Here is a 9,041-nt window from a genome sequence, read left to right as displayed (position 1 = left end):
TGATGTCAGATAGTACTTCCAAGACTGCTGTGCCTTCGGCGCAGCAGTCAAATCCCGATAGTTCGGATAACGAAATCAAACAGGCCTTGGGCTATTGCCGAAAGGCTTTGGTTTCTATTGGCCTGTTCAGTTTTGTCATCAACATGCTGATGCTGACAGGGCCGCTTTTTATGCTGCAGGTCTATGACCGGGTTTTGACCAGCCGTTCCATTCCAACGCTGATTGCCTTGACGGTTCTTATTGCCGGACTCTTTGGCTTTATGGGTATCCTCGAGATCATTAGGTCCAAGGTTTTGGTTCGTATTGGCCTCAAACTTGATAGTGTGCTGACAGAGCGGATTTTCAATATCTGGCTGCTACAGGGGCTGCTTAAAAGCGATGGCAAGAAGACCAACCCCCTCGCTGATCTGGCAACGATGCGGCAGTTCCTTTCTGGTAATGCACCGGTTGCTCTCTTTGATTTGCCATGGGTGCCTTTTTATCTCGCGCTTGTCTTTCTTTTGCACTGGACCCTTGGTCTGGTTGCTGTCGCCGGGGCTTTGATTGTCTTTGTTCTGGCCCTGACCAATGAACTTTCAACTCGGAATCTCCTCAAACGTGGGGCGGCCCATACCGCTGCGGCAGGAGCTTATGCCGATCAAAGCCATCGCAATGCTGAAACTGTCCTTGCCATGGGCATGGGAGAGAATGTTCAGAAGCGTTGGCAACAAAGCCATCAAGAAGGCATCAAAAATAACATCACGGCCAGTGATCGCGCCGGAGCATTGACGGCAACGTCCAAAACCTTCCGGATGTTTTTACAGTCCATCATTCTCGCTGTCGGTGCTGCTCTGGCTGTTGAACAACTAATTACACCCGGTGTGATGATTGCGGCTTCTATTCTCACAGGTCGAGCTCTAGCCCCTGTTGATCAGACATTGGCGCAGTGGAAGGGGGTCATTACAGCCAGACAGGCCTATCAACGCCTGAAAGCCCTGTTGAACTCCATTCCCAAAGAAAAAGACAAAACCGATCTACCCGATCCGGAAGGTAAGCTCTCTGTAGAGAAGGTTTTTGTGACACCTCCCGGAGGATCAAAGCCTGCGCTTAAGGGCGTAAACTTCACACTTGAACCCGGACAGGGCTTGGGGGTGATAGGAACTTCAGCTTCGGGGAAATCTACCCTTGCCCGTCTTTTGATCGGGGCCTGGTTACCTATGCAGGGAACGGTGCGTCTGGACGGGGCAACGCTGGATCAATGGAAACGGAGTTCTCTCGGCAAACACATTGGTTATCTGCCGCAGCAGGTAGAACTCTTTAGCGGAACGATCAAAGAGAATATTGCGCGTTTTAGTCCAGAGGCTCAGGATGCTGATGTTATCGAGGCCGCGCAACGTGCTGGCGTTCACGAGATGATCCTGCGGCTGGCCAATGGCTATGAAACTGAAATCGGCACAGATGGCGCCGGACTGTCCGGCGGACAGAAACAGCGCATTGCATTGGCGCGTGCGCTTTATCTCGACCCTGCACTCGTTATTCTGGATGAGCCCAATTCCAATTTAGATTCAGAAGGTGATGCCTCTTTGACTGAAGCAATCAAGGGCGTACGCACCCGGGGAAAGACCGTTATTGTGATGGCGCATCGCCCCTCTGCTATTGCAGCGGTTGATATGCTCTTGATGCTCAATGATGGTCAGCAAACGGCCTTTGGCCCGAAAGAACAGGTTCTCAAGGAAGTGACTCAACAAGTGCCAAACAGCCAGTCGTCTGTTCAAGAGAATCCTCCACAGGCCGGACAAACAACACCTCTGGGAACGGCTGGCTAGATGATGCAACAGCAAGAAACACAAGAGCTTTGGTCGGAAAAGCTGTGGGCGGGATCTGGGCGCTATGTACTAACGGGTCTGTTGACGGTGGCGGCCCTTGTCATTGGGCTCGGCGGTTGGTCTGTCATGGCCTCGATCTCTGGCGCCGTGATTGCCACGGGCGTTGTGATCGTTGAGGGCAAGCCTAAAACCATTCAGCATCTCGATGGCGGACTGGTTGGCGAGATCCTTGTCAAAGACGGTGACAGCGTCAAAGCGGGTGATGTACTGGTGCGTCTGGACGAGACCATGGTGCAAACCAACTTTGTCATTACCGAGAACCGTCTCTATGAAGCCTATGCACAGCGAGAGCGTCTGATTGCCGAACGAGATGGTAAAGAGACTGTCGAGATTCCATCTCAGTTTGAAGCTCTGGCCCAAGATGCTGAGGAGTGGCAGATCCACCGGGATCACATTAATCTCTTTCAGGCCCGGGAAAGCACCCGTAAAGGCCAGATTGGCCAACTCAGGAAACGTATAACCCAATCCGGCAATGAAATCTCCGGCCTCAGGGGCTTGCGGAAGTCCAAAAAGCAGCAGGGTGATTTCATCTCTCAAGAGCTTACGGGGCTGCGCAAGCTCTATGAAAAGGGCCATGCAACGCTCCCGCGTTTACTGGCACTGGAACGGGAAGCTGCCAAGCTTGATGGTGAAATATCTGAACTGGTTGCGAATATCGCCCGGGCAGAAAACCAGATCGGGGAAGCCGAGCTGCAGATCCTGCAGGTTGAACAGGATTACCGTGAACGCGCTTTGACCGAACTCAAGGAAACCAATTCTTCTATATCAGAGTTGGAAGAACAAAGAATAGCCTATCAGGAACAGTTGGCACGTGTAGAAATCAAGGCCCCGGTTGATGGCATTATCCATGGTTCCAGTATCTTTACGGTTGGTGGTGTAGTTTCTCCTGCGGAGCCTCTGATGCAGATCGTCCCCTTTGATGAACGCCTGACCGTTGAAGCACAGGTTGACCCTCAAAATGTCGATCAGGTCTACAGCGGCCAACCGGCTGTTGTGAAGTTCCCGGCCTTCAACCAGAAGGTCACACCTGAACTCAACGGTTATGTCCTGAAAGTCTCTCCAGACCGCCTACAGGACCCCCAAAGTGGCATACCTTATTATCAAGGCATTATCGAAATCCCCGAAGAAGAAATGGCGCGTCTGAACACTGTCAAGCTTGTCCCAGGTATGCCTGCTGAAGTTTATATCCAAACCGGCGAACGTTCTGCTCTCAGCTATCTGATAAAACCACTGACAGATCAGTTGGAGAGAGCTTTTAGGGAAGAGTGATAAATATCACCCCATCTTTTTAGCAAGATCGGCTGCTTTAAGATTTGTATAACGTTTAAGGCTCTGTAAGTCTTTGTGGCCGGATACTGTCGCTACTTCCATGACGTTCCAATTTGCCTCAAATAGTCTTGAAATAGCTTCATGCCTTAAATCATGAAAGTTGAAGTGCTCCAAATCAGCGCGTTTACGAGCCCTTTCAAATGCATTTTTAATACCTTCGGCAGTTGTGCGTAGAACTTGACCACTTTCATGTTGCGGTAAGTCCTTCAGTGTTTGTATTGCGATAGAGGACAGAGGGACATCGCGTGATTCGCCGTTTTTTGTATCAGGGAGGTGTGCAACGCGTGTTTCCAGATCAATGTGTTGCCACTGTAGGTTAAGTAACTCACTTCGCCTCATTGCAGTTTCTAAAGCTAAAATTACCGCAGGTTTAATCCAAGGATTTCGGCAAGAATCGAGAGCCTTCATTAACCTTGTCTCATCATCGCCGTAGAAACGCATGATACGGTTATCATTTACTTTTGGGCGTTTAACTTTCGTAACTGGATTCTCTAGAAGGCCCAGTCTTCGAAGTGAAGATTCAATAACGCTGTGTAAAAGGCCTAGTTCTCTTTTTACTGTCCCCGGCGCTTTGTTTTCGTTTAGACGTTTGTCCCGATAACTTTCAAAATCTTCAATGGTTAGTGTTGCCATGATACGGCAAGATAAATCTTGTTCGTCATTTAAGAATTTGTTGAGACGCGCTACTTCGGCGTCGCCACCTTTATGTTTCGGGGCAATGTAATTTATATAGCGAATTATGACATCTTCCAAAGTTTCCCGTTCGCTTAAGGATCGATCAACAAATACAGAACGAGTCATTTCTGATTCGATTACGGCGGCCCAGGCCTCAGCCTCACGTTTGGTATCAAAAGTCTTACTTTGTACCGGATATCCTTGTTTGCGAATCTTGGCTTGCCATTGATATACCCCGCGCTTCGAAATAGTCGCCATTTCTTGCTCCTAAAATAACTTTTAGAAGTTAGTGTCCCAAAATTGTCCCAAAAAGGCAAAAGAGAGATTTTTCAAAAATGGTAAATTATTGATTTTATTGGCGCACCCGACAGGATTCGAACCTGTGACCTTCGCCTTCGGAGGGCGACACTCTATCCAGCTGAGCTACGGGTGCTTAAGCAGAGGGCCAATAGGGCGGACATTACTGCAAGCTATGGACGAGGTAAAGGGGCAAAATGGCTGTTGCCTTTGTTGAGGGGATAAATTTATTGCTCTGATAAAATTATCTCTGGACGCTTTGCTTCTGCCAGTCTTCAGGTTGTCGAACGCCCTTTGTTTCATTGTGTGAGTAAGTGTATTGAGCTGCACTACAGAGCCCTTGGAATTTCCGATACCTTCCCTATATTGCTTTGATAATAAGCTGAACGCGCTGCGTTAGTGCTTTTTTCTTGTGTTTGCCCTGTCCTTTGTGGCTTGTTGGGCAACAGATTTTCGGGATGTGGTAAGATGCTTTCTTCTGATTGAAGGCATTTATCGCTGGTTTGATGTTCTGATGTCGCCGAGATGGCGTTGGATCAGAACAAAAAGGGAGTTAGGAATGGCGCGTCAAAAACCGAATTGGATGGGACCTGCAATTGAATATGGTCCAATTCTGATCTTTATGGGGATCTATTATGGTTTTGATCGTATTGTCACCGCCTTTCCGCATGAAATTCTTCAGAATACAACGCAGTTAATTGCTGCGACTGTGGGCCTGATGATCACCACCGTGATCGGGATTGCCTTTTCGCTTTATTACGATGGCAAAATTCCAAAAGTTCCCCTGATTACTGCTGTGGTGGTGATGGTTTTTGGTGGCCTGACGGTCTATCTGAACGATGAAACTTTTATCAAAATGAAGCCGACCATTATTCAGACCATCTTTGCGCTGGTTCTTTTCGGTGGTCTGTTTATTTTCAAGCGTCCCTTGATCAAGCCTTTGATGCAGAAAGCTTGGAACATGACCGATGAAGGTTGGCGCATTCTGACCATCCGTTTTGGTTTCTACTTCCTTGGTATGGCAGTGTTGAACGAAATTGTCTGGCGCACACAGTCCAATGATTTCTGGGTGAACTTCAAAGTTCTGGGATCAATGGGGTTGATGGTGCTCTTTATCTTTAGTCAGTATCCTGTGATTCGCAGATATCATCTGCCTGAAGAAGATGAAGCGTAGGTTTCGTTTTTAAACTCAATTCGTTTTTGCTTCCTGTTTCAGGTCTTCCTGATCCAGTTTCTGTTGGGCGTTAAGGTCGGCGCCCGATGGCAAAGGCATTGCTTGGTCTTTCACCCAGCTTGCGATATCGGCAAGGACAGTTTCCGCCTGTAAATCCCGCAACAGCATGTGCCACCCTTCCGGGTAGAGGGCTGCCTTTTGAGGGCCAGAGATGCCGTTGGGCAATCGCTTCCAGACATCGCGTGTCGGGTGCCAGGGCACGACTTCATCCTTTTCGCCATAGAGCAAAAGTGCGGGAAGGATCAGGCTGTCGGGTGAACCATAGGCGGCATCCATTAAATCCGTCAGGCCATAAACGCTATCAATCCGGGTGCTTTTGATCACAAGGGGATCTTTGCCAAGGCCGATTAGCATGGGGATATTGTCCGAGGCCTGTATTTTCAATCCACTGCCGGTAAAACTTGCCCATGGAGTGGTATGGGCGACCAGCCACAACGACGCCCGTTGATACCACGGCATGGTTTTTCTGGCCCATACGGCGGGGGCGGAGAGGATAACGCCGTCGATATCTAAGTTGGCTATATCCCGACCAGAATCTAGGTCAACTGAATTGCTTTGTTCTGATGCGTTTTCTTCTTCCAAAGCGGCCATGGCAACCGCGCCGCCCATGCTGATCCCGAGCACATAGAGAGGGGTGTCTGGATGGCGTTGGCGCAAGAGCTTGGCGGCGGTACGCAGATCGGATGTCATGCGTTTGTGTCCACCCCACAAGCCAGGATGAGGGGCGGCGCCAAATCCACGTTGATCATAGGCATAGGTGGCGATACCTGAGTCTTTCCAGAAGGTGCCGGGACCATCAAAGGCATTGGAATAGTCATTGAAGCCGTGCAGGCCAAGTATGATCGCAGAGGGTTTTCCTTGGGGCAGCCAGCTTCGCAAAGGAAGCTGCAGGCCATCGTCTGTAATCAGGTAATCGTTGGTGATTTCTGCGGCCTGTGTAAGTTCTCCTGCAGGGCCAAGGCGCGGCGTACAGGCGGCAAGGGAGGTTATTATGAGCAGGCACAAAAGAAGAGAGCACCACAACCTGTTATCTAAAACTCCACACACACCAAACATTTTAACCTTCATAGCCGCTCAAGTTAGCTTTCCTCATCTTTGTTTTATCGTTCGTATAGGTCTCTCTACACTTCTGTCTTCATGCCTTTGAGTAAAAGCTAACTTTAATGGCTATAAATTGCCAGTCTGATTAAAGCGGAAAATGCATGGAAGAAGCTTTTGATTTCCCATGGTTCAGGGCAAGAAATCAGTTTTGATAATTTAGTGATCTAAAGACAAAAAATAGATTTGGGGGGTAAGGGGGAAGAGGATCTTCCCCCTCATAAACTTATGTTACTTGTGAAATCATATTAGGCGGTCGCGTTATGCGCCCCACGGGTGAGCTGCAGGAAGATATCTTCCAGATCGCCCTGATCTGTTGTCAGATCCAGAATGGAAAGACCAGCAACATGTGCTGCTTTGAGGATTTCTGCGAGCTGCCCATCATCGGATTTATAGGTGAAGGTTAGCTCTCGTGCAGATTTTTGCTCAACGTGGAAAGCGGTAAAGCTGCCCGGCAGACTATCAAGATCTTCGCCGAGAGTCAGAGTAAGCGTTTTGCTTTCGATACGCGCAAGTAGAGCTTGGGTTGTATCACAGGCAATGACCTGCCCGTGGTTGATGATGGCGATTTCATCACAAAGCTCTTCTGCTTCTTCCAGATAGTGCGTAGTCAACAGAATCGTGGTGCCGCGTTTGTTCAGTTCGCGCACATAGGCCCAAAGCTGTTGGCGGAGTTCGATATCCACACCTGCTGTTGGTTCGTCCAGAACGAGAACCGGGGGATTGTGCACCATGGCTTTGCCAACCATCAAGCGGCGTTTCATTCCGCCGGACAGGCTACGGGTATAGGTTTTTGCCTTGTCGGTGAGACCCATGACATCCAGAATTTCTTCGCTGCGGCGCTCACTTTTGGGAACACCATAAAGTCCGGCTTGAAGTTCCAGCAATTCCAGGGGCGTGAAGAAGGGATCAAAGTTCAGTTCCTGTGGCACCACACCAATTGACATCCGGGCGGGACGCATCTCGTCCACAATATCATGGCCCCAGATCTTGGCTGAGCCGCTGGTTTTATTGACGAGGCCAGCAAGAATATTGATCAGGGTTGATTTCCCGGCGCCGTTTGGCCCCAAAAGACCAAAGATACTCCCGCGCGGGATTTTGAGATCAACAGAACTCAGGGCGCGTTTTTCTTCGGCGTTTCCGGCGGCCTGATAAACCTTGGTCAGACCTTCGAGTTCAACGGCGTAAGTGGGCATGCCAGATGGATCCTTATCTGTTGAGTCCGGTAATTCAGACTGTTCCGGGGTGTTTCGTCCGGGCGTACTTTGTGATGTTTGGGCGTAACTGTGATCGTCAGGCATAATATGTACTATCTGTCCGCCTTAAAAGGCTGTTTACCTTAGAAGGTCTAGAATGGTTTAAATTGGTGTCCGGTGGGGAAAAGGAAGCCGTTGGAAAAAGAGGCTGGAAACTTTCCTGTCTGGACGGTAAAAGAATTTCAGCATCATTACATAGTGACTATTGTCTCAATAATAAAGTCCCCCATAGATAAAGTGGGCTGAAGATCGCAAGGAAAAGGTGTTGTTCAGTTCGAAAATCAAGGGGTGAAGTCAGGAAAGAGTTATGGCCGTTACTGAAACGCAAGAGGTTGAAACCAACGTTGTTGCCTGTGATGGCGGCAGTGGTCCCGAGGGACACCCGCTCGTTTATCTCAACATGAACGGGAAGAATGAGATTACCTGCCCCTATTGTAGTAAGCATTTTACACTAAAAGAAGGTGCTGGCGGCGGAAGCGGTCACTAAAGCTTTCCAATCAAGATATGTTCAAAAGCTCCATACCTGAAAGCTAAGTGCTTTGGGTGTGGAGCTTTTATTTTCTGCAAAGAATAAAGTGGGGGAATAATGTTCCGTATAGCCATAATTATTGTCGGGATGGTTATTACACTTTCCGGCTGTAATAAAAGACAGCTTAATTTGACGGGTTCTGGTCCAATAGAACTAAGTCCAGAAATTAAAGTTGCTTATCAAGGATATTTAGAAAATGAACCCGTGATTTTTTCTGTGTCCACCGATGGTACGTCCAGTTGGTATGGTGTCACTTGTGACTATGGAGACTGTCGTCGCAAGGCTAATAAGCTAAAATATTATGCCAATGGAGCATGTGTAAACAAGGCAGGAGGTTTCTTGAATCCAGAAGGTATCGTTTGTAAAGTTTATGATATTGGAGGAAAGGTTGTATGGGATAGAAGCGGACCTCGAATAGAAGATAAGGCCAAAGTTGAAGAGCAGGTCGTAAATTTCAGCGGAAAGCTCACTGAAGGTCAAAAAAAAACCTTTGATGTTTATCAAAGTAGAATCAGTATCAAAAATCCTGAACTGACATTTGTTTATGCGGTAAGCAACAATGGTGCAAATTCCTTTGCTTATTCTAAAGAGTCAGCACCGCACAAAGACTTAAAAGATAGAGTGATCCGCTATTGTGAGGTTAAATCTAATGGCGAGCCGTGTTTCTTGTATGCAGTTAATGACAAAATCGTAATCAATGAATAGAGCTGGGTTTTATATTCAAGATATATTTGTACTCTTAGGTAAATTTTTTGCCT

At 48.1% G+C, this 9,041-nt stretch carries 8 protein-coding genes and 1 tRNA gene; 5 read left to right on the top strand and 4 right to left on the bottom strand.

Annotated elements, in window-relative coordinates; genetic code table 11:
• Positions 1-2 precede the first annotated feature (2 nt).
• Complete coding sequence (locus BKB51_RS17945; protein ID WP_085902497.1) at positions 3-1,805, top strand: type I secretion system permease/ATPase; 1,803 nt, start codon at positions 3-5, stop codon at positions 1,803-1,805.
• Positions 1,806-3,134, top strand: a complete 1,329-nt coding sequence (locus tag BKB51_RS17940) for an HlyD family type I secretion periplasmic adaptor subunit (protein WP_085902496.1) — start codon at positions 1,806-1,808, stop codon at positions 3,132-3,134.
• Between the two features lie 6 nt (positions 3,135-3,140).
• Here BKB51_RS17940 and BKB51_RS17935 read toward each other — a convergent pair whose 3' ends face one another.
• On the bottom strand, positions 3,141-4,127 hold the full coding sequence (locus tag BKB51_RS17935) for a tyrosine-type recombinase/integrase (RefSeq protein ID WP_085902495.1): 987 nt from the start codon (positions 4,125-4,127) through the stop codon (positions 3,141-3,143).
• Positions 4,128-4,225: 98 nt separating this feature from the next.
• Positions 4,226-4,302, bottom strand: a tRNA-Arg gene (locus BKB51_RS17930).
• A 423-nt stretch (positions 4,303-4,725) separates the two neighbouring features.
• Between BKB51_RS17930 and BKB51_RS17925 the strand changes: the two genes are divergently transcribed.
• Complete coding sequence (locus BKB51_RS17925) at positions 4,726-5,340, top strand: septation protein A (RefSeq protein WP_158090277.1); 615 nt, start codon at positions 4,726-4,728, stop codon at positions 5,338-5,340.
• 15 nt (positions 5,341-5,355) lie between these two features.
• Here the strand turns inward: BKB51_RS17925 and BKB51_RS17920 are convergent, their stop codons facing one another.
• Together BKB51_RS17920 and BKB51_RS17915 are read right to left on the bottom strand one after the other, a co-directional pair.
• Complete coding sequence (locus BKB51_RS17920; RefSeq protein WP_245813299.1) at positions 5,356-6,468, bottom strand: alpha/beta hydrolase; 1,113 nt, start codon at positions 6,466-6,468, stop codon at positions 5,356-5,358.
• Positions 6,469-6,746: 278 nt separating this feature from the next.
• Positions 6,747-7,799 (bottom strand): ABC transporter ATP-binding protein, encoded by a 1,053-nt coding sequence (locus BKB51_RS17915; RefSeq protein ID WP_085902493.1) that lies wholly within the window; start codon positions 7,797-7,799, stop codon positions 6,747-6,749.
• A 262-nt stretch (positions 7,800-8,061) separates the two neighbouring features.
• Here BKB51_RS17915 and BKB51_RS17910 point away from each other — a divergent pair, with 262 nt between their 5' ends.
• Positions 8,062-8,241 carry a zinc-finger domain-containing protein gene (locus tag BKB51_RS17910; RefSeq protein WP_085902492.1) on the top strand — a complete coding sequence of 60 codons (180 nt, stop codon included), beginning with the start codon at positions 8,062-8,064 and terminating at the stop codon, positions 8,239-8,241.
• 99 nt (positions 8,242-8,340) lie between these two features.
• On the top strand, positions 8,341-8,988 hold the full coding sequence (locus BKB51_RS17905) for a hypothetical protein (protein ID WP_085902491.1): 648 nt from the start codon (positions 8,341-8,343) through the stop codon (positions 8,986-8,988).
• Positions 8,989-9,041: the final 53 nt, after the last annotated feature.

The organism is Kiloniella majae (genome assembly GCF_002118315.1).
GTDB lineage: Bacteria > Pseudomonadota > Alphaproteobacteria > Kiloniellales > Kiloniellaceae > Kiloniella > Kiloniella majae.
Note: the sequence above shows the minus strand (reverse complement) of the source record. Positions and strands in the feature narration are given on the sequence as shown.

Bases quoted from the DNA above. Each gene is read 5' to 3' on its own strand.
- BKB51_RS17935 (WP_085902495.1), bottom strand. From the start codon at position 4,127: ATGGCGACTATTTCGAAGCGCGGGGTATATCAATGGCAAGCCAAGATT.
- BKB51_RS17945 (WP_085902497.1), top strand. From the start codon at position 3: ATGTCAGATAGTACTTCCAAGACTGCTGTGCCTTCGGCGCAGCAGTCA.
- BKB51_RS17910 (WP_085902492.1), top strand. From the start codon at position 8,062: ATGGCCGTTACTGAAACGCAAGAGGTTGAAACCAACGTTGTTGCCTGT.
- BKB51_RS17940 (WP_085902496.1), top strand. From the start codon at position 1,806: ATGATGCAACAGCAAGAAACACAAGAGCTTTGGTCGGAAAAGCTGTGG.
- BKB51_RS17925 (WP_158090277.1), top strand. From the start codon at position 4,726: ATGGCGCGTCAAAAACCGAATTGGATGGGACCTGCAATTGAATATGGT.
- BKB51_RS17915 (WP_085902493.1), bottom strand. From the start codon at position 7,799: ATGCCTGACGATCACAGTTACGCCCAAACATCACAAAGTACGCCCGGA.
- BKB51_RS17920 (WP_245813299.1), bottom strand. From the start codon at position 6,468: ATGAAGGTTAAAATGTTTGGTGTGTGTGGAGTTTTAGATAACAGGTTG.
- BKB51_RS17905 (WP_085902491.1), top strand. From the start codon at position 8,341: ATGTTCCGTATAGCCATAATTATTGTCGGGATGGTTATTACACTTTCC.